Here is a 22,772-nt window from a genome sequence, read left to right as displayed (position 1 = left end):
GACGGGCCGCGGACTGTTCCCCGAACCTATGCGCATCAATGCTGGCGGCAAGACATCGTAGGTCGCGCGAATACCAATGCAGATCCTCGCCCTTAGCCTTTTTAACGATTGATCAGCCAAAGCAGGACCGAGAGCACGATACTGAAAAGCAAACCCGTGGCAATCGGGATATAAACAGTAAAGTTCTCACGCTGGATCAGAATGTCACCGGGAAGTCTTCCGAAGCCAACGCGTGCGAGCCATGGCCAGACAATACCGATCGCAACGATAACAACACCGATAATGATCAAGGTTCGGGACATGGATCGCTCTGTTTGGCAAATTTCTCGTTCAATAAAATGATGGAAATTCCAATATCTGCAACGCTGCCGGTCGAAGCCGGGAATGATAAGGTTTCCTCTGTGCTGCGCCAAGGGACATTTGCGTTGGTCGAATTAGATCGCCCAGCGCCCCTGTTCGTGGTAAATTTCAGTGACAGGATTAAACAAGTGGGGATTGGGCGGACTTTTTCGAAAGAGAGGTCACCATGTTGGCAACAAATAGGCGGGCTTTCTTGAAAGCCGCAGTCGCTGGAACCGTTGTTTCAGCCTTGGAAATCCCAGAATTCGCATCGGCAGCTGCCGGCCCGATCCAAGCATCCCCAGGCCACTATTCGTTCACCCTTGGTGAGTTCCACATTACAGCGCTCTGCGACGGGGTGTTCTTTTTACCCACGGACAGCATTGCAACGAATGTCCAAGCGGACGAGAAGAAGGCATACTTTGACGCGCACTACATCGCACCGGATGTGTTCCGGCTCCAGGCTAGTCCGCTGCTAATCGATACTGGGCAGAAACGTATCCTGATCGATACCGGCCTTGGGCCAAGTACGGGCTGGGCCGTTCACGCGGGGCGTGTGACCAAAACTTTGGCAGCGGCGGGCATCACACCCGATCTCGATTGACACGATTGTGCTCACTCATTGCCACCCCGATCATATAGGCGGGTTTGGGGCGGATCCGGCCAAGCAGTTTCCCAACGCCGAATTGGTGCTTTCCGAAATCGAGCTGGACCTGTGGAATTCACCAGATGCGGCGTCCAAACTGCCAAAATGGGCAGCCGATACGGCGCCAGCGGTAAAAAAGGTGTTCGCCGCCCTTGGCGACCGTGTGCATCCGATCAAGACAGGAACCGATGTGGTTACGGGTGTAACTGTTCTCGATACAGCAGGGCACACGCAAGGCCATATTTCGCTGCTGGTAGCTTCCGCAAACGAGCAGCTTTTGATTACCGGGGATGCCGCACCGAGCATCCATATCACATTTGACAAACCGGAATGGCACATCAAGTGGGACCATGACCCCGACAAAGGAGCCAAGACGCGCCGGGCCTTGTTGGACCGGGCGGCAAACGACAGGCTGTTGGTCGCCGGATATGACTATCCGTTTCCTGGCGTTGGTCACGTGGTGAAAGACGGTATGGGGTTTCGCTGGCTGCCAACGGACTGGGTTTGGGACAGTTGATGTGTCGCCATTGTTAACGACTTTATTGGTTAAGGTCGCAGGGAACAAAAATGAGACTGCAATGGGCGGTTATTACCTCCTTTTGTGTTTTAGGCGGGATTAGTTTTGCCGAACGATACCCTTTGGCCGTAGATCTCGAGCTGGTCATCGCCGTTGATGTCTCCTATTCGATGGATGTCGAAGAGCAGCAAGTTCAACGTCAGGGCTACGTGGCGGCATTCCGAAGCCCCGAGATTGTCAATGCCTTGCGTGGGGGCGCGCTTGGCAAGGTTGCAGTAACCTATATCGAGTGGGGTGGGTCAGCAGTTCAGGTCGTTCCGTGGAGCTTGATTGACAGTTCAGAATCTGCGGCCCGATTTGCCGACGCGTTGCAACGTCAACCCGTCAGACGGATATCCTTTACATCGATCTCAAACGCGTTGGCGTTTGCAAGAGCGCTTTTTCGATCCAACGGATTTCGGGCCAGCCGCCGCATAATCGATGTATCTGGGGATGGACCCAACAATGCTGGGGCACCCGTGCCCGTTGCCCGCAATGCTGCAGTCGCCGAGGGGATCGTCATCGACGGCCTCCCGATCGTGTTGAAGGGCCCTCCTCGTTCGGTCTCGTTTTCGGAAATCGATGTCTACTACGAAAAATGCGTCATCGGCGGCGAAGGGGCATTTATCCTGCCCGTTACCGACATCACCCAGTTTGCGGAGGCAATTCGCCACAAGCTCCTTATTGAGATTTCAGGTCTCAAGTTAACCGAAGGTCGGCGGCAGCAAATGCGACTGGTGCAATACAAGCCCTATAATTGCCTGGTGGGCGAAGAACTTCAGGAGCAGTCGATTGGAAAGTAGTTTGGCTTGCAATCCAACGACAAATGGTGAGTTTCTGCCCCACAGCGGACGTCCCAGCCCTGGCTTCATCGTCGCCAATTCATCCGCGACTGGCGATCAATGCCGGTGTCCGCGGTGAGCGCCTTGAAAGCCAACTGACGCCCATCCATCTAATGACAGAAACATCACAACGGAATGGATGCCACTGTGGTCCGTCCGCCGGCGGCAGCGGCGACGCAGCCGCCGTTTCAAGGATCGGATGATGGGTTACATAGACAAAGACATAGTGCCCGCAGATGACGGTGCGCTGACGGATGCATATTCTCAGGCCATTGCAAGTGCGGTCGACGTCGTTGGACCAGCGGTGAGCCGGATCGAACGAGTGGGCGGGAGAGCCGGACATGGTTCCGGCTTTGCCATCTCGCCCGACGGGCTGATTGTGACGAACAGCCATGTCGTCGGCGATGCAAAAATTGCGCGCATTACCGCGCCGGATGGATTTATCACTGAAGGACGGGTTCTAGGGCGTGACGTCGATACGGACATTGCTCTCATTCGGGCCGAGGCGAGCATTGGAGCCTGGGCTCGGCTCGCAGACTCCAAGCGCCTTCGAAGGGGCCATATTGCCATTGCGATCGGCAATCCGCTCGGTTTTGAATGGACGGTAACCGCTGGTATTGTTTCGGCGCTCGGGCGCTCAATGCGAGCTGCGAGCGGGCGCCTCATGGAGGATGTTATCCAGACTGATGCGGCCCTTAACCCCGGCAATTCCGGGGGGCCATTGGTGTCTTCGAACGGTGAGGTCATCGGCGTGAACACAGCCGTTATTCAAGGTGCGCAAAGCATTGCATTTGCGGTGGCTTCCAATACGGCGAACTTTGTCGTTTCAGAAATACTTCGCTTTGGCCAGGTCAGGCGCGCGTTCATCGGGATCGCCGGTGATAGTATTGAGCTACCGCGCAAAATCGCTCTTCAAGCAGGGACTGCACAAACGACGTCAGTGCGCGTGAGACGCGTGGAACCCGGCGGGCCTGCCGAGCGTGGCGGCCTGCGGGAAGGCGACTATGTTCTTGCGATCGATGGCAAGCCGGTCGGCGGCGTTGATGACATTGTCAGATTGATGGGGGGCGACAAGATCGGACAGAACACGGAACTTGTTGTATTTTCGGTCGCGGGGCAAATCGAAACCAAAATGTTGGTTCCGATTGCCCGGTCCTGAATATTGTGACCTGAAGATTAGCCGCGCACGATCAAGGCTTCGCGCCGAAAAGAGCTTCTGCGCTCATCAACGGGAGTTGGCGTGTTAAAAACCTATTGGGTGTCTTCGATCATCTGCATCGCCGGTTGATCCGCCAAAAGGCGGCTTTATAGGTTCGATATTTCTCTGCTACGGATCGAAACCTCTATTTCTGGCCTGCACTTATGACCAACGCAGCCGGCTGATTGCCTCACGCACCAGGGCTTCTTCCGCCCGTTGTCTCTGAGCGAAGATGATCTCTGGCGGCGGTTCGCATCACTCAAGGGGTCTTGGCACGGTTTCCCGGCGCTTCAACATCCACAACGAGCAAGTCTGACACACCAAGCAAACGTTCGATTTGCGCAACGGGCACAGGGCGGGACAGAAGAAATCCTTGGAGATCATCGCACCCAATGCGACGGAGATAGTCGCTTTGCTCGGTTGTCTCCACGCCTTCTGCTGTCGTACGAAGACCTTTCGCGTGGGCGAGGTCAACAATGGCTCTGACGATTTCTTCGTCATTGGCTGAGCGGCCGAAGCCCTGAACAAAGCTTCGATCGATCTTAATACGGTCGACCTCAAGCTGCTGCAGTCTTCCAAGTGACGAGAAACCCGTGCCAAAATCATCCAGCGCGATGGTCACGCCCAATGCACGAAGTGCCCGGATATTGTGTTCACAATGGCCGGTGCTGTCCATAAGGGCGCTTTCGGTAACCTCAAGCTCCAGCCGGCGAGGGTCCACTCCAATTGTGAGCAACAATTTTGCAACGCGCATGGCATAGGCGGGATTTCTCAGTTCCACTGCTGACACATTTACTGCAAGGGTCTGGATTGGCCATGACCTTGATTCCAGGCAGGCCTGTCGCAGGACAAATTCGCCCAGCGCCTCGATCAAGCCGGCTTCTTCTGCAATGGGAATGAATATATCCGGTGAAATCCAACCCCGTTCCGGATGCTGCCAGCGCAGGAGAGCTTCAACTCCGGTGAGGCGCCCTTCCTTGGCGGAATAAAGCGGCTGATAGTGAACCTGTATCTGGACATCCGACTTCATTGCCTCGCGTAACTCGCGTTCCAATATGCGGCGCTGCTGAAGCATTGCGTCCATCTCTTTGCCAAACACCGCAAATCGGCTTCGCCCCGCCGTTTTGGCGTGATAAAGCGCAATGTCGGCTTTTCTAATAAGTTCTTCTCCATTTGTGCCATGTTGAGGGGAAATTGCGACCCCGATGCTCACGCCGACGAAAATGTGATTTCCATCGATGTCGAAGGGATGCCGGACGACAGTAATCATTTTCTCGCAAAGCGTCTCGATCGCCGAAAGTGGTACGCAGTCGCTGACAATGATGGTGAATTCATCACCGCCGACCCGAGCCATGAAGTTCTTCTGATCGATGATGTTTTTGATGCGCCGGGTGAATTGCCGGATAAGTTCGTCACCGACCGGATGCCCGAGCGTGTCATTGACCTGCTTGAACCGATCGAGATCAAGATAAAGCACTGCCACCGAGGCGTTCTTGATGTTCGACAATGACGCATCAAGCCTGTCATTGAAGTGTGCCCGATTTGGCAGACCAGTCAGGGAATCATGCAGTGCGAGAAAATTCAACCTCTCTTCGCTGGCGCGTAATTTCGCAGACCGCCGCCGCAGGATCGCGACAAGGGTGACCACCAGGCCCAGCATCACCGCCGCGATGCCTATGAAGGGCGGTGCGATTTGCGCCATGACCGTTGAGCCGGGACGATAAGGGCTCCAGATAAAGTACCCCATCGAGTCTCCAGCGGACGAGTGAAGCGGATAGCTGTATTCGCCGGGTTGCAATAAGTTGTGGGCGGAATAGCGCAGGCCGGAGAAAAGATAGTTCCGCTCAAGATCGGCGATAAAGCTTTTATCGAGATAACGAATGGAAACATGCAAGTAGGTCTCTTCTACCGTCTGTTTGATATCGCCTGTGTCAGAGATGACGGGCTTGACGCTGACAATTGCAGGCCTGCCGCCAAGGGTCGAGATCTCTGACGCACCGGCGCTTAACACGCGCGCGCCGAGCTCGTCTTGGGCTGGTCCTCGCAGCAGACCTCTGAGTTTTGCGGCCAGTGGCGCCACTTTGGATCTGACAGACTGATATGTCGCGCGCTCGACAATTTGGCCACCGGCAAAAGCAAATCGCGCGTCGTCGTTTGGGTCGAGGATATAAATCAAATCGTGACCAAAATATTTGGTCATCCATCCGCCGAGATTGTTGTTAAGCCACTCCGAATTATCCGACCCTTTGACCTGGCGGACTGCATCATCCCATACGGTCGCGCTTTCCTGATCATGCGCGATCGAGAACTGCGCCTGAGACAAAACCAGGGCGATGAGGCGCTCTTGTCGTTCGACAGCGATCTGGTCAGTCATGCGACTGGACCAGGCGAGCAGCATGAACACGCCGCAGAACAAGGCGATCGCAATCGCAACAATGGGCAAAACCGCCTTGAACAGGAATAGTCGGGATATCAGGGACGGCTTGGAATCAGGCATTGTGCGACCTCGCATTTCGGCCTTTATATGACAAACTATTTAATCGAAGGTAGACGCTGCTTCGAAGGGAGGCGATCGTTTCTGGCCAAGCGCCTCAAAACACCCTTGGCGAAACAAGTGCACAGCCGGGGATGCGGCCAGCCATTCCGCTCGCTTCACCGGGCCCATCTTGAGAACCGCTCACAGGCGCCGACGAACATGGTTCGTCGTCCCAAAATTCGATCACCGATGTATGTTGGAGTGGATCGAATTTGGCCTGCTTCTTGCTTGAAATTACAAGCGCTAAATGGAAGGGTAGCCGTATCGGCTTGGCAATGAGAGGTCACTTTGTGATGATGAGCGACGTTCAACGAAGCACCGAAATTGACAGAAACGCAATTCTTGCCGTTGAAAACCTTTCCATCGATCTGCCAAAGGGCATGGAGCGACGGTATGCCGTCGAGGACATCTCCTTTGATCTGCAAGCGGGAGAAATCCTTTGCATCATCGGTGAATCCGGCTCCGGCAAATCCGTCACGGCCAATGCCATAATGGGGCTCTTGCCATCATCCATTCGCGCCAGCGCAGGCGCAATCCGTTTCAAGGGTGTGGACATCCTTAAAGCGAAAGAGACCGAGGTGCGCGAACTGCGCGGTCGCTCGGTCTCGATTATATTCCAGGACCCGCTTTCCGCTCTTAATCCGCTGATGACGGTCGGTGACCAGATTGCCGAAGTGATGGAAGTTCACAAGGTGGGGACACCGGAAAGCCGCAGGAAAGCTGTGCTCGATTTGCTTGAGGAAGTGGGTCTTCCTGACCCCATGCTCATGCAACATCAATATCCTTTTCGCCTTTCAGGTGGCCAGCGCCAGCGCGTCATGATTGCGATAGCCTTGGCGTTGGGACCGGACGTGCTGATCGCAGATGAACCGACGACTGCCCTGGATGTGACGACACAAGCGCAAATCCTTGAACTGATCCGCAAGATCCAGCGCAACAAGAACATGAGCGTGATGTTCATTACCCATGATTTTGGTGTCGTGGCCGAGATCGCGGATCGGGTGGTGGTCATGGAAAAAGGCAGGATCGTCGAACAGGGCAAGGCTTTTGACGTTCTCAATCATCCTACCCATCCTTACACTCAGCGCTTGACGGCGGCTGTACCACGCATGCGCGACGAGGACAGGGCAAGCAATGCACAAGCACCGGTCGTGCTTGACGTGCAGAAACTCAACAAGATCTACAAAACTGGTGGTGGGTTCTTTTCAAAGGGTCGCACGGTGCATGCGGTCAATGATGTGAGTTTCACCATCCGCAAGGGCCGCACACTTGGTATTGTCGGCGAGTCGGGTTCGGGCAAATCGTCACTTGGGCGTGTCCTGCTTAAATTGATGGATGCTGATGGCGGCAAGATCTTGTTCAATGGACAGGACATAGCGCCGCTCTCACCGAACGAGTTCCGGTCATTGCGCCCCTACATTCAGATGATTTTTCAGGATCCGTTTGCCTCGCTCAACCCGCGCCACACCATTGGTCAAATCCTCGTGGTTGGCCCCATGGCGCATGGCACCAGCGGCGTTGAGGCCAGGGCCAAGGCGGTGCGACTGCTTAAGCTCGTCGGGCTCGATGAAGGCGCCTACGATCGCTATCCGCACGAGTTTTCCGGCGGCCAGCGTCAGCGCATTGGTATTGCTCGCGCTTTGATGTTCGACCCCGTCTTGCTTGTCGCCGACGAGGCCGTCTCGGCTTTAGACGTATCCATCCAGGCACAGATCCTTGAACTATTGACACAGATCCAGAAGCTGCTGAACGTAGCGATGGTCTTTATTACCCATGACCTGCGTGTAGCGAGCCAGATTTGCGACGACATTGCCGTGATGTATCGCGGCGAGATCGTGGAATTCGGTCCTCCCTCGCAGATCTTTCGCAATCCCGGACACCCCTACACGCGCAAGCTGGTCTCGGCTATCCCCGGACACGAGTGGGAACCCGCCGCCTGATCTTTGCGCATTGAACGCTGATATTGTGCCCGTTTGCCGAGGATTTGCCTCCAAAACGGGCAAATTTATTTTTTGATCGCATTCGTATAGCCCGAGGCAAAATAATAGTTGCATTTATCCACTATTTGCCGAACCATGGAAATTGAAAGCTGCATAACGATCTATCCGGAACCTGCTCGGACCCTCGAGGCAGGAGTGGAAGGAGTTTGCCACAATGTCTGATGGCGGACCAAAGCCAACATCGATCGAACATGTCAATCTTGACGTGCTCGAGAATACGTTGAGCTTTTATATCCGCACCATGAACATTGCCGTTTCGCGCGATCTCGATGAGCGGTTGGATGGCCTTGATGTGGCCCGGGGGACAGGCAAGATTACCACACTGCTTCTGGTCGACAGCCATCCGGGCATACGACCATCGGTCATCGCACAAATCATCATGAAAGATCGCTCTGCGATGGGGCGTCTTATTGATCAGATGATCGATCATGACCTGCTCGTTCGGCAAACGTCGGCAAGAGAGCGGAGGGCACACGAGCTGTTTGTTACAGCTAAAGGTGCTGAACTTGCGGCAAAAATCAGGCCGATCGTGACGAAGCAGTCGAAAGACTTCTTTTCTTTCATCGTGGAAGAAGAGCAAGCGCAACTCATGGATATTCTGCGCCGGGCGTACCGGAAAATGGTGGGAACGAAATGAATGCCAGGAGTGAGGTATGGCAGAAGAACGTGTGGCACTCCTATCAGGAGCCAATCGGGGTATAGGCGAGGCGATTGCCCGCTTTCTCGGCGATGCAGGATGGCGGCTTTCGCTTGGCATGCGTAACCCACAATTGCCGGACTGGGCTGACCCCGATCTGGTTCAGGTCGTCGCTTATGACGCGAACGATACTGCAGTGGAGGCACAATGGGTCGCGCAAGCGCTGACACGGTTCGGCCGCATCGATGCGGTCGTTGCCAATGCCGGGATCATGATCGCAAAAAATGTGATCGAAGCTGAAGACGCCGATCTTGATGCACTGTTGGCGGTGAATGTAAAGGCGCCGCGGCGGTTGGCTGCCGCGGCTTGGGACGCGCTCAGCAAGAGCGGCCGGGGCCGCATCATCGTCCTCGGCTCGCTGTCGGGAAAACGCGTGAAATCCGCGCGTGCCAGTCTCTATTCCGTCTCCAAATTTGCAGCCGTGGCGCTGGCCCATGGCCTTCGCCACACGGGCTGGGATCTTGGCATTCGTGCCACCGCCGTTTGTCCTGGATTTGTCGCAACGGACATGGCGCGCAGCCTGACCAGCCGCCAAGACAGCCTGATGACCAATCCAGCCGACATTGCCCGTATCACCGCGATGTTGCTCGATCTTCCCAATGAGGCGAGCGTTGCCGAATTCACAATCAACTGCCAATTAGAGGAAACCTATTAAATGCCCGGTCCCTACGTCGTTCGTGTTCACGGTGATGAAAACCTGCCGGAAAAAGTCGATGTGGTTGTGATTGGCGGCGGCATCATCGGCACTTCCACGGCTTTGGAACTGGCTGAACGCGGTCACAGGGTGGCTTTGTGCGAAAAAGGGTGGCATTGGCCAGGAACAATCGAGCCGCAACTGGGGTTGGGTGCGCATCTCACGCCGCGATCCACGTGAAGTGCCGCTGATGGCAGAGGCTTTGCGTATTTGGTCCGGGCTTGACCAGAGGCTGGGCCGCGACACGGGCTATAAGCGCGCCGGCATCCTGTTCACCTGTCCGGACGAAAAGTCCTATGACGAGCATGAACGCTGGGGCAGGAATCTCCACGGATATCAGCTCGAGAGCCGCATGCTGAGCGGCAAGGAGCTTCAGGATCTCCTGCCCGGGGGCAACATGAAACTGAAAGGCGCGCTCTATACGCCCGCCGATGGTCGGGCCGAGCCGCAAAAGGCCGCGCCGGCCGTGGCGGAGGCTGCGCGCGACAAGGGAGCGGCGATCCTCACCGAATGTGCTGTGCGTGGCGTTGAAACTGCGGCAGGAAAGGTGTCCGGCGTTGTTACCGAGCGTGGCCGCATCGCGTGCGATTGTGTCGTATTGGCTGGCGGTGCCTGGTCCAATCTTTTTTGCGGCCGTTACGATATCGATCTGCCGCAGCTGAAGGTCATGAACACCGTAATGCGGACACAACCCTTGGAGGGTGGTCCTGAATCCGCCATCTGGTCCAAGGATTTTGCGATACGCAAGCGACAAGATGGTGGCTATACCATCGCATCGGGCCACGAGAATATTGTCGATATCGTGCCGAAATCATTCCGCTATGCATTCCAGTTCCTGCCGGCGCTCAAAATGGAATGGCGTTCACTGTCGTTTCGCCTTGGCGGGCGCTTCTTTGATGAAATGCGTATGCCGACCCGCTGGAATATGGATGAGGCGAGCCCGTTTGAATACAACCGGGTCCTTGATCCAAAACCTTCGCTCGATATGTCCAGCCGGGCTTTCGACAATCTGAAATCTGCCTTCCCTGTCTTCAATCAGGCACAGGTTGCGCAACGCTGGGCCGGATATATTGATGTGACGCCCGATGCGGTCCCGGTGATTTCCGCCGTGGACCAGATTCCGGGATTTTATATTGCCACGGGTTTTTCAGGTCACGGGTTTGGTATTGGCCCGGCGGCCGGCCGCCTCATGGCCGATATTGTTACTGGCCGTTCGCCCGTCGTTGACCCGGCCGATTTCCGATTTTCCCGTTTCAGCGATGGCTCAAAGGTGCAGCCGATCAGCGGGTTCTGACAAACAGTACGGTTGAGGAGCCGCGCCACCAAAGAATGATCTGCCGTAAAGGGGCAGATACGCATGCAGACCTGAACATTGAACAAACCAATAATGAAGGGAAACGACAATGTCCGATAAGCATCAAAATTCAATTCTTCGTCCCACCCGGCGCCAGACTCTCACCATGATGGGATTGGTCGGGGCATCTGGGCTGGTCATGCCGGGGATTTTCGGCCGTGACAAGGCTTTTGCCGCACCGCCATCTGCACCCAAAGGCCAGGTCATTATCGGCTTTTCTCAGGAACCAACCGTCTTCAATCCACACATGTTGCATATCGAGGTGGATGAGGGGATTCACTTCAGTGTCTTTGATCCTCTCTTCAACGTTGATCCGGAAGGCAAATTCATCCCCGCACTTGCAGCCGAAGTACCGAGTGTCGAAAATGGCGGTATTTCAGCTGACGGTCTCAATTGGAAAGTCAAGCTGCGCGATGGCGTGAAATGGCATGACGGCAAACCTTTCACCGCCGAAGACGTCAAATTCACGCTTGAACTGGTGGTCGATCCGAATTTTCGCAGTGGCAGGCGCGCAGGTCACGACCTGGTACGCGACCTCAAGGTCGTATCACCGACCGAAATTACCTGGCGCATGGATAAACCCTATGCGCCCTATCCCTCGATCCTCGCGGCCACCTTTATCGTGCCCAAGCATATTTTGGAACCGGAAGCCGATCGCAACGCTGCGCCGTTCAACAATGCACCGGTCGGGACCGGACCGTTCAAATGGGTCGAACGTGTCGCGGGTGATCATATCGAACTTGCCGCCAATACAGACTATTACGGCGACGGCCCTTATCTCGAACGGCTCATTTACAAATATATTCCGGACCTTACCGTCCTTTACACCCAGTTCAAGACTGGCGACATCGACGTGACGGGTCTGCAGTGGATCACGCCCGATCATTATGATGAGGCGAAGGCTTTGGAGGGCAAAGACGTGGCGGTCGTCCCCGGCGCCACCGTCGAGATCGGTCACATTCAATATGGAAAGGCCGCAATTTAAGGACATTGCGGTGCGCCAGGCGCTCTACCACGCGCTGGACAAGACGACCATCATCGATGCGCTCTACTATGGTTTGCCGGCACCAACGGAAACCTACATGCCGCAACAGTCCTTCTATTTCAATCCGGATCTGCCCAAGCATGAGTTTGATATCGAGAAGGCCAAGAAACTGCTGGATGATGCCGGTTGGAAACCGGGTGAGGACGGTATCCGCGCCAAGGATGGCGTGCGCCTTTCCTTCTCCAATTCGACAACAGCCGGCAACCACATCCGCGAACAGGTTCAGCAGTACATGCAGCAATCCTTCAAGGATATCGGCGTTGAGATGACGATCTCCAATCTGCCGCCTGCTGTCATGTGGGGTGAATACTGGATGCAGTCGAAATTCGATTCTGTCGTGGTCGGTATCAATTTCCTTACCGGACCGGATCCCGACACATCGGATTACTTCCTGTCGACGTCCATTAACGCCAAGGGTGGCGCGGGCCAGAACACCTCGCAATATTCCAATCCGGAAGTCGATCGGCTGCTCGCAGAGGGCGGGCGTGTCTTTATTCCAGAAGAACGCAAGAAGGCATACCTGAAGATCCAGGAGGTCATCCGCAACGATCTGCCGCTTTTGCCGATCTTTCAATACGCGACAGTCCGGGGCCACAAGAAGGGCATGGTCGGCTTCACGCCAAACGTGAACAACCGCATCGATTCCTGGAATGTCGGTACCTGGTACTGGGAACAGGCGTAGGGCGAGGGGGCCGGAGATCAGCTCCGGCCCCCAGCTTGGGGCTGACCGGACGCCGGTCAAGTCTGTGCCCAGACCACTTTATTGGAGATCCATGCCATGACCCGCTACATTCTCAGCAGGCTCGGCCAAAGCCTCGTGCTGCTGGTGCTGGTATCCATGATCGGCTTTGCCGTTCTCAACCTCGCCCCAGGCGGCCCATTGTCACAATTTGCGCTGACGCCCGGCATGAGTCAGGCAGACCTTGACCGGATTGCTGTGCAAATGGGCCTCGACCGGCCGTTGATTGTCCAATATGCGGACTGGGCCTGGCGCCTGCTGCGCGGCGACTGGGGCCGATCCTTCCGTGACAGCCGTCCGGTCCTCGATGTCATTGGCGGGCATTTTGGCGCCACACTGCTCTTGATGGGAACAGCAACCGTCATCTCCGTGACGGTCGGTACATGGGTCGGCATCAAGGGCGCGACCAAGCGCTATTCGCTCTTCGACTATGCCGCGACCGTCGGTGCTATGGTGGCGCTCTCGATCCCGACCTTCTGGTTTGGTCTCGTGGCGATTTACATTTTCTCGCTGAAGCTCGGATGGCTGCCGGCCGGCAATATGTACACCATCGGTAATGGATCGTTCTTGGATTATGCCATCCATCTCATTATGCCTGCCATGGTTCTGGCTCTGGTCGATGTAGCGGTCTGGAGCCGGTACATGCGAACGGCTACGCTTGATGTCATCAATCAAGATTTTGTCCGCACAGCCAAGGCGAAAGGCATGACGCCCCGACGCGTGCTGATGAAACATGTGGTGGGCAACGCCCTGTTGCCCATGATCACGCTGGCCGGGTTGCAGGTCCCCACCCTGCTTGGTGGGGCACTTGTCACCGAAACGGTCTTCACGTGGCCGGGGATGGGCCGGCTGTTCCTCGATAGTCTCGGCTACCAGGACTACCCGGTGGTGATGGGGCTGCTGATGTTCTCTGCCATTCTCGTCCTCCTCAGTAACCTTGCGGCAGACTTGCTGACCGCCTTTGTTGATCCGCGCATCCGGCTAACGTAGGGAAATTGTCATGTCCGTTTCTTCCCCACCCGTAAATCCGCCCGTGAGATCCGGCTGGTGGAACAGCCGTACCTTCAGGCGGTTCATGCGCCACCGCCTCGCGGCACTTGGCGTTGTCATGGTGAGCGTCCTCACGCTTGCCTGTGTCATCGGGCCTTATCTTCTTCCCTACAATGACCTCTACATTGACTTGCGCGCGCGTTTTTCGCCACCGCTCACCGGCTATCATTTCCTTGGTACTGATCCGCTCGGCCGCGACATTGCTGCTCGCCTTCTGATGGCCGGCCGCATTTCAATGCTGGTCGGGTTCGCCGCGATGGTGTTGAGCACGCTCATCGGTGCCACGATTGGTGTCGTGGCCGGGTACTATGGCGGACGGATCGGGACCGTGTTGATGCGTTTCGTCGATGCGGTCCTGTCGTTTCCCAGCATTTTCCTGCTGCTGGCGCTCGCCGCATTTATAAAGCCCAGTCCCATCATGATCACGGTCATCATTGCCATCACGAGCTGGATGGAGGTGGCCCGTATTGTCGAGGCGGAGGTCCGCTCCTTGCGTGAACGCGATTTCATCATGGCGGCGCGCATGCTTGGTCTTAGCAATCGCTGGATTATGTTTCGCGAGCTTCTGCCAAATGCGATGGGTCCGATCATCGTGGCAGCGACGCTGACCGTGGCGCGGGCGATCCTTCTTGAGGCGTACGTCAGTTTTCTCGGTTACGGCATTCAACCGCCGCTGCCAAGTTGGGGCAATATGTTGAACGGCGCGCAACAGTACCTCCAATCGGCTCCGTGGCTGGCGATCGTCCCTGGCGTGGCCATTACGCTTGCCGTCACCAGCTTCAATTTTATCGGCGACGGCCTGCGCGATGCGCTTGATGCCCGTAGCGACCTGATTTGAGGGATCCAAGAACCATGGCGAAATTCTCCCCCTTCGAGGCAACGCTCTGGTATGCGACGGCCGCACCGGCACCGGGGACGTCAAGGCTGGAAGGCGGGATCAAGGCTGATGTTTGTATTGTTGGCGGCGGCTATACCGGGCTGACCACCGCACTGGAGCTCGCGCGATCGGGTGTGAACGTCGTGTTGCTTGAGGCACAGGAAATCGGTTTTGGCGGATCCGGGCGCAATGCCGGACACTGCACGCCAACGTTCACGCATTACAGTTTGCCGCAGCTGCGTAAGATGCTGGGCGAACCGTGGGCGGCAAGACTTATCAAGCGGCAGACGCGCGCCAATGACCGCGTCTCGGAAATGATAGCGCACTACAAGATCGACTGCGAGTGGCAGCAAAACGGGTATGTGATGGGTGCACATACCCCTAGCGCCATGGCAGCGATCAGGGACAAGGCGCGGGAGTACAATGGCGTGGGCGCAAGGACGCGTGTTCTCGACAAGAACGAGATTGAGGCAATGACCGGAAGTCCGCGCTTTCATGGCGGCTGGTTCCACGCAGAGGGCGGGCATCTAAATGCACTCGGCTATGCGCGCGGACTGGCTCGCGCTGTGATGTCGGAAGGCGGCAGCGTGCATACATATTCACGCGTAACCGGGCTTGAACGTGTCGGTGAAGGATGGGCAGTCAACACGCCCCAAGGTTCAGTTCTGGCCGAAAAAGTCATCTTTTGCACGGGCGCTTATACGGTTGGAGGCTGGCCGGGACTGGACAAGACGTTCAAGATACAGCGTGTATTTGTGGCAGCAACCCAACCACTTGCCGAGGATCTGCGACAGTGCGTCCTTCCACAAAATACCACAATCCATGACGGCCGAGGCGATATCTACGTCTATAAATATAATGGCGAAGGCCGTATTGTTGCCTCGATGTTTCCGATGGGCCGGCGCGGCAGGGACATTGCCTATACCAAGCAAGTGATGACCGATCGCCTCAAATGGCTTCATCCGCAAATTTTTGACGAAATCCACTGGGAGTATTTCTGGTTTGGCGAGTTGGATATGCAATATCGAACGATCCCCAGGCTCTATAATCTCGCGCCGGGCGTGGTTGGCCTTACGGGTCTCTCCGGGCGCGGTGTTCCGACAGGAAGTATGCTGGGCGCCATTTTGTCAGAGTGGGCGATGGGAATGCCGAAGGAGGAGCTGGGGCTGAAACTGGAACCATTGAAGGCAGCACCATTCTACATGAGTTTCGGACCACAGCTGACACTGCGCTACTACCGCGTTCGGGACTGGCTTGCAGCAAAAAGCGATGGCGCGCCGCTTCCGCCGCACGCCTGATATCATGTTGAACAGTGATTGCAGAAATTCCAATTGCCTTTGGCCCGACTGGGCTGCCGAGCGCTTGGAGGGCGGGACCGAAGGTTCGTTCGGCCGGGCGGATGTGAAACGACCTATTTGTAAATGACGATATCTGAGGCCCCTCAAAATCGTTGATCCGGACTGCGGACGGCAAGCGCGATCGCGTCGGCGACTTCCTCTTGCCGCTCTCTCAGGATACTGGTTGCGACGCGAATATAGTTGATCGGCCGGACCGAACATTTCTCACCCGCCAGGACTGCAATGCCGCGCGCAGCAAGGGTCACTAATGCAAATTGTTCGGACGCGACGGGGATCCAAAGCACAAGCCCATCGCCTCCAGAAAGATGAACATTGCGCTCGCCGAGTGCCCGCATCAGCCCGTCTCGCCGCTGCTTGTAGATGGTTCGGGCTTGCACCATGCTCTTGCCCGTTTCCTCATCGTGGAGCAGCCAGGCAACAGCGGACTGCAGAGCTCGGCTGGTCCAACCGGCACTGAAACTGCGATAGGACTGGATCTGTTCAACGATACGCTTTGAACTGGATAGCACCGCGAGCCGCAAATCCGGGCCAAGGCTCTTGGAATAAGATACAATGTGGATGACCCGGTCGGGAAAGTGATTGCCAAGTGTTGCCGGCGGCAGCGCTGGAAACATCGCCAACGCCGTCATCCTCGATAATAAGGGCGTCACTGTCCTTCAGAACTGTGGCAAGTTCATCCAAGCGAGCACTGCTCACCCCACATCCCGTGACGCAATGGGTGCGGGGCTGAAACAGGAAAGCGGCGGGCTTCTTCTCCAATGCCGCTGCGAGCGAATCCGGCAGCGGACCATCGGCGTCGCATTGCACGGGAAGAATATGGGCACCGAGATCCTCCAGAATGTCGAGAAGGCGCATGGCGGTCGGGTCTTCGATTGCAATGAAGGATCCCGACATCACCAGCGCATGCAGAAGCGCGTAGACGGCGTTGTAGCCGCCGTTGGTAGCAAGAAAGGCTTCCGGTCTGTAGGGCCATCGCGGTTCCACCGCCGCCTGCAGGTCCGCAAGAATCCGAACGCGCCGGTAGCTGTTGAGATTTTCTGCCGAAGCGCCGTGTCGGAGCGCTTCGCCAAGCGGCGGCAGCAATTCAACATCGGGAACGGCCATGGAAAGGTCGAGAACTTCATCGCCATAGTCGCCCGCGCTGGCAAGGCGGGCGGGACGTGGTGCAATCCGGTCGCCGCTCACCCATGTGCCGTTGCGCCCGCGACCGGTAATGATCTTTTGCCGCCGCAGCTCGCTCCATGCTTCCGATACCGACGCCGGACTGATGCCGAGTATAAATGCCAGATCGCGTATTGCCGGTAGTTTGGTGCCGACGGGGATGGCGCCTGCGCGGATAAGGGCGCTGGTCTCAATGGCGATGCCGCGCATCGTTCGGTCACTCAATTTCTCAGCAAACCATTCAACCGAGGCAATTTCGCTCATTTTAGACCCCTTTTTTAATGTTCAGTAACGTAATAGTATTTGATCAGTCAAGAATGAACATTTAGCTTCCCGTTGGAAAATACAAACCTGCGAGGAAATGTCTTGCGTATCACTGTTCGATTGGCTGTCCGCGATTGGGATTATCTGACACCGCTTGTGCTTGGCGACGTCAGTTCAGAAAGGCTGGATCTGAAGATCGATCGGATTGGCACGCTCGTTGCGGATCTCGGCGCCGATCCGCAATACGACGCAGCGGAAATCTCCTTTAGCCGCTATGCCGGCGGCCGGGCAAAGGGCGAGACAGATATACTCGGCATTCCCAATTTCATCATGCGCGGTTTTCGCCATCGCTGCGTCATAACCGCCAAAGATAGCCCGATCATCCGTCTCGAACAATTGTCAGGCAAGAAGATCGGCGTCACCGGCTGGCGCGACTCCGGCAATACCTGGACGCGTGCTGCGCTTGCTCATGCGGGTGTCGGTATCGAGGATGCGTATTGGTACGCCGGCCGTTTGACCGGGGTGCACCCGATTGTCGACCGGCTTGACGGCTTCGGTCGTCCTGGCCGCATCGAAGCTGCGCCGGGCGAGCGGCCTATGATGGAACTGCTCGAGACCGGCGAGCTGGATGCGGTTTTCACGCCTTTCATGCCCGACAGCTTCTTTGGCGCCAGTTCGAACTTCCGTCATGTCTTGCCAGATTTCCGCGCCGAAGAGCTCGCCTATTTCCGCGAGATTGGTTACGTGCCGGGGATGCATCTGCTCGGCGTCAAGGCCTCGTTCGCGGCCGAGCATCCCTGGCTGGCTCAGGAGTTGAGTGACCTCTTCGACGAGTCGCAGCGGGTCTGGCTGAACAAGCGCCGCAAATATGCCGACACGACACCATGGATCATCGAGGAACTCGGCCATGTGGCGCGCGATCTTCCACAAAGCTGGAATGCGAGTGGGTTTGCGGCCAACGAACGAATGATCGCCAATTTTGCCGAACAACTGCATGTGCAAGGACTGACACCGATGCTGCTAACACCGACCGATCTCTTCCCCAATGAAATGAGGCATTCCTCCAAAACCGGCCGCGTGGGCGTTTCAGCATGAAAGTGGCGCTCGGACAATTTGCCGTCAGCAAGGTCTGGCAGGAAAATGCCGATATCTGTGTGGACCTGATCAGGCGGGCCGCGGAAGGCGGTGCCGATCTGCTGGTTCTGCCTGAGGGCATCCTTGCCCGCGATATTGCAGATCCGGATATCGTGCTGAAGACAGCTCAACCGCTTGACGGGCCGTTCATGACGCAGCTTCTCGCCGCGAGCAGCAAGAGCGGTCTGACCATAATGATGTGTATTCATGTGCCGACCGCTGGCCAGCGCGTTTTCAACAATCTCGTGACCATTCGGCGTGGCGAGATCGTTTCGCAATATCGCAAGCTTCATCTCTACGACGCTTTTGCCGCCAAGGAATCCACGAATGTTCAACCCGGCTCAGTCATTCCGGAATTGATCGAGGTTGCGGGCCTGAAACTCGGCCTGATGACCTGCTACGATTTACGCTTTCCGGAACTTGCCCGCCGCCACGCTGTTGACGGTGCTGATGTGCTGATCCTGCCCGCGGCCTGGGTGAAGGGACCAGGCAAGGAGGCGCATTGGGACGTGCTTGTCACGGCGAGAGCCTTGGAGAACACCTGCTATATCGTCGCCGTCGGTGAATGCGGTGAGCGCAATATCGGCGCCAGCATGGTTGTCGATCCGCTCGGCGTTGCAGTTGTTCGCGCCGGTGAAGCACCGGCACTGATCTTCGCCGACATCGCACCAAAACGCATCAGCCATGCGCGATCGGTCTTGCCGGTCCTGGCAAACCGTCGCTTCGCACGACCCGAACTCGCCTGACCAACTGAACTCTACTGAATCAAGAAAAGGGGAATGAAAATGAAACTTATGAAAATGGCATCAGCCGTGTTGCTCACAACCTCCGTCCTGGCGGGATCAGCCATGGCTGAGGAGACAGTGGTACCCAAACAGACCGTCAACGCGGCGCTTAAGGCAAAGCTGCCGGAGGAGATCCGCAAGGCCGGGAGTATGATCTCGGTGAACAACGGCTCGTTCCCGCCCTATGAGATCGTCGCCGGCCCGACCGAGATGACCGGTGCCAGTGCCGACCTGACCAATGCACTTGGTGAGCTTCTGGGGGTTAAGATCAAGCACGCCACTGTCAGCGGCTTGTCCGCCCTGCTCAGCGGCATCAATTCTGGCCGCTATCAGTTCGCCTTTGGCCCGGTGGGCGACTTCGCCACGCGCGAGGAGGCTAATGATTTTGTCGATTATGTGCAGGAGTATGTTGTATTCGCCGTGCAGAAGGGCAATCCCAAGGGCATTACCTCGCTTGATACAGCTTGCGGCAATCGTATTGCCGTGATGGCGGCGGGTTCGGCCGAAAAGGTCATCAAGGCGCAGGCAGAAAAATGCACCAAGGATGGAAAGGCCGCGATCGAGGTACAGTCGTTCACCGACCAGCCAAGCTCTATCCTGGCGGTCCGGTCAAAGCGTTCTGACGCCTTCTTCTCTTCGCAGGCTCCCTTGACCTATTTCGTTCAGCAGACGAACGGCCAGCTTGAGCTTGCTGCAACTGGGGAGAAGAACGGCTTTGATAACCTCTATCAAGGCGCTGTCGTGCCGAAAGGCTCGCCGCTGGCGGAGGTCCTTCGCGATGGCCTGAAAATTCTCATGGACAATGGCACCTATGCCATCATCATGAAGAAATGGGGCCTTGAGAAGAACATGATCAATGCGCCCGCAATCAATCTTGCGGGCCAGGGTGCGAAATGACCCAGAACAACCGGACCACGGCATCGCCCCCTCGGGGCGATGCAGAGGCGGCGCTTCGCGATGTCGCGAATGCGCACAAGCCCTTTCGAGCCGACCGTTGGCTTCTCTGGGGGATCACGCTGCTCATTGCCGCCAACTTCCTCTGGATCGTCGCCCATAACGAGAACTTCGGCTGGCCAACCGTAGCGCAATGGTTCACGGAAGAAACAATCTTGCGAGGCCTCTGCGTTACTCTTGGCCTGACTGTGGTCGCCATGGCCATTGGTGTGGTGATCGGGCTGCTTCTCGCCATTGCCCGCATGTCTAACGATCGGCTCGCCAGTTCACTGGCGGGTCTTTACATATGGTTCTTCCGTGGCACGCCGCTGCTGGTCCAGCTCATATTCTGGTACAATCTCTCCACGCTTTTTCCGGAGATATCGCTTGCAATTCCGTTCGGGCCGACGCTGGCCAGCTGGAATACCAATGATCTGATCACACCGATGACCGCCGCAATTGCCGGTCTTGCGCTCAATGAAGCGGCCTACATGGCTGAAATTATCCGCGGCGGGCTGCTTTCCGTCGACAGGGGCCAGATCGAAACCACGCAAGCCTTCGGGATGACCCGCGCCCGGGCTCTCTGGCGGATCATCATTCCGCAGGCCATGCGCTCCATTGTCCCGCCAACCGGCAACCAGCTGATCAGCATGATCAAGGCAACATCGCTCGTTAGCGTCATCGCCATGGCCGATCTGCTCTATTCCGTGCAGGCTGTTTACAACCGAACCTTCGAAGTCATCCCAATGCTCATGGTTGCCGTCATCTGGTATCTGTTCATCACCTCCATCCTTAATATCGGCCAGGGCTTCATCGAGCGCTATTACGGGCGTGGTGAGCGCGGCTCCGCGACGGCAGTGAAGAAGCAGGAGCAAGTTGTCGTGGCCGAGATTTCAGCCATGGTGCCGGAGGGCAGCAAATGACCGCCGCTTTGTCCATGAATACTGTTGAAGCCGTCCAGCCACTGGTGCAGACGCGCAATGTGCACAAGGCCTTTGGCGAAGTCGAAGTGCTCAAAGGCATCGACCTTGATGTTGCGACCGGCGAAGTCGTCGTCGTTCTCGGACCGTCAGGTTCAGGCAAATCGACATTCCTGCGCTGCATCAACCACCTTGAAGCCATCGACCGCGGCTCGATCGTGGTTGCTGGGGAGCAGATTGGCTATTGCCTGCACAATGGCAGGCTCAACAAATTGCCTGACCGGGCAATTGCCGTACAGCGGCGGCAGATCGGCATGGTGTTCCAGCAATTCAATCTCTACCCACACATGACGGCACTGCAGAACATCATCGAGGCACCGATCGGCGTGCACAAGCAAAGCCGCGGGCAAGCGACCGAACTGGCGATGGAACTGCTGGCTCGCGTCGGGCTGACGCACAAGGCCGACGCGTATCCCCGGCAATTGTCCGGCGGGCAGCAGCAGCGCATTGCCATCGCCCGTGCACTTGCCATCAAGCCGAAGCTCATGCTGTTCGACGAGCCGACGTCGGCGCTTGACCCAGAATTGGTGGGTGAAGTGCTGGCGGCGATGCGCGATCTCGCCGATCAGGGCCTGACGATGATCGTCGTTACACACGAGATCGGCTTTGCGCGGGAAGCAGCCGACCGGGTCGTGTTCATGGATGATGGAATTATCGTTGAACAGGGACGGCCCGATGATGTGCTCGGCAACCCACAGCATTCGCGCACGCGGGCTTTCCTCAGCCGGTTCATCTAGAATACGGGAACGTTGATATTTTGCAGTTTGACAAGTTTCACAACAGGCCTAACGCCATCTTGATTGGCACGTACTGGAAGATGGGCAGCAGCAAGCAAGGGCGATGTGCTCATGTTTCCTAAGTAACCCTGTCTTCGTTGGACACCAACGATCCACACGGGTGTTGCAGGGGGCGCGGTCTCCGTTTTCAGGCGGCAGCGCTTACGTCGAACTCGAAATGTATGCGGTCATAGGGGAACTCGACCCCGCTCTCGGTACGGTCGATAACACCAGCATTGATAAGCGTGGTAATATCCCGATGAACGGCCTGTACATCTCGATCGACGCGCCGCGCAACTTCGCGGATCGACAAAGCGCCCCGTCCGGCGAGGGCCTTGACGATCGCAAGGCGTGAAGGGGCGAGCACGCGGTGCATGTCGTCATAGCTGGAGAAATTAACCGAAGGCACCGCATCGACAACTTCTCCCGCAAGAGCGCGTTCTCCCGCCGCAACAAAGCGAGCTTTAGCGTCGGCTATGGTACTCAAGCGCACGATCAATGTTGTCATTGGCGTATCCTTTCCATGTCAGACAGGAAGCCATCGAACAGAGCTTCAAGAGACGTAAATTCGATGGTTTCCTCTCTACCTTCAATGTGCCGATGATCGCCTTTCCCGTGCTCGTTATCATAGCGCAGGATGCATTTACCGTTCACGATGAAAGCCAGTCGGTACTTGAAGGGATGCGCGCTTCCCGGAACCGGGTGGGCAGGTGCCACAAAACGATTTCGAAAAAGCTGGTGTCATCAATCACTGTCCGCGACTTTTCGATGAGCTTGGCCTTCATGTTGTTTTCCATAACAACACATT

The 22,772-nt window shown here is 56.6% G+C and carries 18 protein-coding genes and 4 pseudogenes; 17 read left to right on the top strand and 5 right to left on the bottom strand.

The window, feature by feature from the left end; translation table 11 throughout:
• Positions 1–101: 101 nt before the first annotated feature.
• A complete protein-coding gene (locus tag N8E89_RS26020; RefSeq protein ID WP_262262632.1) occupies positions 102–302 on the bottom strand; it encodes a DUF2905 domain-containing protein in 201 nt (66 codons plus the stop codon).
• Between the two features lie 251 nt (positions 303–553).
• Here N8E89_RS26020 and N8E89_RS26015 point away from each other — a divergent pair, with 251 nt between their 5' ends.
• The 4 genes from N8E89_RS26015 (at position 554) to N8E89_RS26000 (ending at position 3,542) form a co-directional block, all read left to right on the top strand.
• The gene (locus N8E89_RS26015) at positions 554–943 is read left to right on the top strand and encodes an MBL fold metallo-hydrolase (RefSeq protein ID WP_262262631.1); all 390 of its coding nucleotides are present in this window, start codon (positions 554–556) and stop codon (positions 941–943) included.
• Between the two features lie 7 nt (positions 944–950).
• Positions 951–1,502, top strand: coding sequence for an MBL fold metallo-hydrolase (locus N8E89_RS26010; RefSeq protein ID WP_262262630.1), 552 nt, complete (start codon positions 951–953; stop codon positions 1,500–1,502).
• A gap of 122 nt (positions 1,503–1,624) precedes the next feature.
• Positions 1,625–2,344 carry a DUF1194 domain-containing protein gene (locus N8E89_RS26005; RefSeq protein WP_262262629.1) on the top strand — a complete coding sequence of 240 codons (720 nt, stop codon included), beginning with the start codon at positions 1,625–1,627 and terminating at the stop codon, positions 2,342–2,344.
• A gap of 241 nt (positions 2,345–2,585) precedes the next feature.
• Positions 2,586–3,542 carry a S1C family serine protease gene (locus N8E89_RS26000; RefSeq protein ID WP_262263337.1) on the top strand — a complete coding sequence of 319 codons (957 nt, stop codon included), beginning with the start codon at positions 2,586–2,588 and terminating at the stop codon, positions 3,540–3,542.
• A 298-nt stretch (positions 3,543–3,840) separates the two neighbouring features.
• Here the strand turns inward: N8E89_RS26000 and N8E89_RS25995 are convergent, their stop codons facing one another.
• Positions 3,841–6,078, bottom strand: a complete 2,238-nt coding sequence (locus N8E89_RS25995; RefSeq protein WP_262262628.1) for a putative bifunctional diguanylate cyclase/phosphodiesterase — start codon at positions 6,076–6,078, stop codon at positions 3,841–3,843.
• Between the two features lie 335 nt (positions 6,079–6,413).
• On the opposite strand from N8E89_RS25995, the gene N8E89_RS25990 reads away from it, so the two are divergent.
• From N8E89_RS25990 to N8E89_RS25955, 8 genes and pseudogenes are all read left to right on the top strand, one after another.
• On the top strand, positions 6,414–8,057 hold the full coding sequence (locus N8E89_RS25990) for an ABC transporter ATP-binding protein (protein ID WP_262263336.1): 1,644 nt from the start codon (positions 6,414–6,416) through the stop codon (positions 8,055–8,057).
• Positions 8,058–8,271: 214 nt separating this feature from the next.
• Positions 8,272–8,754 (top strand): MarR family winged helix-turn-helix transcriptional regulator, encoded by a 483-nt coding sequence (locus N8E89_RS25985; RefSeq protein WP_262262627.1) that lies wholly within the window; start codon positions 8,272–8,274, stop codon positions 8,752–8,754.
• A gap of 16 nt (positions 8,755–8,770) precedes the next feature.
• Positions 8,771–9,469 carry an SDR family NAD(P)-dependent oxidoreductase gene (locus N8E89_RS25980; RefSeq protein WP_262262626.1) on the top strand — a complete coding sequence of 233 codons (699 nt, stop codon included), beginning with the start codon at positions 8,771–8,773 and terminating at the stop codon, positions 9,467–9,469.
• Positions 9,470–10,802 (top strand): annotated as a pseudogene (locus N8E89_RS25975) (NAD(P)/FAD-dependent oxidoreductase).
• Between the two features lie 109 nt (positions 10,803–10,911).
• Positions 10,912–12,589, top strand: a pseudogene (locus tag N8E89_RS25970) (peptide ABC transporter substrate-binding protein).
• A 96-nt stretch (positions 12,590–12,685) separates the two neighbouring features.
• Positions 12,686–13,636: an ABC transporter permease gene (locus N8E89_RS25965; protein WP_106663837.1), complete on the top strand. Its 951-nt coding sequence runs from the start codon at positions 12,686–12,688 to the stop codon at positions 13,634–13,636.
• A gap of 10 nt (positions 13,637–13,646) precedes the next feature.
• On the top strand, positions 13,647–14,534 hold the full coding sequence (locus tag N8E89_RS25960; RefSeq protein ID WP_262262625.1) for an ABC transporter permease: 888 nt from the start codon (positions 13,647–13,649) through the stop codon (positions 14,532–14,534).
• 14 nt (positions 14,535–14,548) lie between these two features.
• On the top strand, positions 14,549–15,871 hold the full coding sequence (locus N8E89_RS25955; RefSeq protein ID WP_262262624.1) for an NAD(P)/FAD-dependent oxidoreductase: 1,323 nt from the start codon (positions 14,549–14,551) through the stop codon (positions 15,869–15,871).
• A 143-nt stretch (positions 15,872–16,014) separates the two neighbouring features.
• Here the strand turns inward: N8E89_RS25955 and N8E89_RS25950 are convergent.
• Positions 16,015–17,356: pseudogene (locus N8E89_RS25950) on the bottom strand (PLP-dependent aminotransferase family protein).
• Positions 17,357–17,458: 102 nt separating this feature from the next.
• On the opposite strand from N8E89_RS25950, the gene N8E89_RS25945 reads away from it, so the two are divergent.
• The 5 genes from N8E89_RS25945 to N8E89_RS25925 are packed head-to-tail and all read left to right on the top strand — an operon-like array spanning position 17,459 to position 21,925.
• On the top strand, positions 17,459–18,451 hold the full coding sequence (locus N8E89_RS25945) for a substrate-binding domain-containing protein (protein WP_262262623.1): 993 nt from the start codon (positions 17,459–17,461) through the stop codon (positions 18,449–18,451).
• Complete coding sequence (locus tag N8E89_RS25940) at positions 18,448–19,236, top strand: deaminated glutathione amidase (protein ID WP_262262622.1); 789 nt, start codon at positions 18,448–18,450, stop codon at positions 19,234–19,236. Before N8E89_RS25945 ends, N8E89_RS25940 begins: the two co-directional genes overlap by 4 nt.
• Positions 19,237–19,275: 39 nt before the next feature.
• Positions 19,276–20,172: an ABC transporter substrate-binding protein gene (locus N8E89_RS25935; RefSeq protein ID WP_410010421.1), complete on the top strand. Its 897-nt coding sequence runs from the start codon at positions 19,276–19,278 to the stop codon at positions 20,170–20,172.
• Positions 20,169–21,131: an amino acid ABC transporter permease gene (locus N8E89_RS25930; RefSeq protein ID WP_262262620.1), complete on the top strand. Its 963-nt coding sequence runs from the start codon at positions 20,169–20,171 to the stop codon at positions 21,129–21,131. The genes N8E89_RS25935 and N8E89_RS25930 overlap by 4 nt, the downstream gene beginning before the upstream one ends.
• 14 nt (positions 21,132–21,145) lie before the next feature.
• Entirely contained in the window at positions 21,146–21,925 is a 780-nt protein-coding gene (locus tag N8E89_RS25925) for an amino acid ABC transporter ATP-binding protein (RefSeq protein ID WP_262263335.1), read from the top strand.
• 187 nt (positions 21,926–22,112) lie between these two features.
• On the opposite strand, the gene N8E89_RS25920 is transcribed toward N8E89_RS25925, so the two are convergent.
• Positions 22,113–22,472 (bottom strand): HVO_A0114 family putative DNA-binding protein, encoded by a 360-nt coding sequence (locus N8E89_RS25920; protein WP_262262619.1) that lies wholly within the window; start codon positions 22,470–22,472, stop codon positions 22,113–22,115.
• A pseudogene (locus N8E89_RS25915) lies at positions 22,469–22,749 on the bottom strand (DUF6516 family protein). Before N8E89_RS25915 ends, N8E89_RS25920 begins: the two are co-directional and overlap by 4 nt.
• Between the last annotated feature and the right edge of the window lie 23 nt (positions 22,750–22,772).

It is taken from the genome of Phyllobacterium sp. A18/5-2, from assembly GCF_025452215.1.
GTDB classification, from domain to species: domain Bacteria; phylum Pseudomonadota; class Alphaproteobacteria; order Rhizobiales; family Rhizobiaceae; genus Phyllobacterium; species Phyllobacterium sophorae.
Note: the sequence above shows the minus strand (reverse complement) of the source record. Positions and strands in the feature narration are given on the sequence as shown.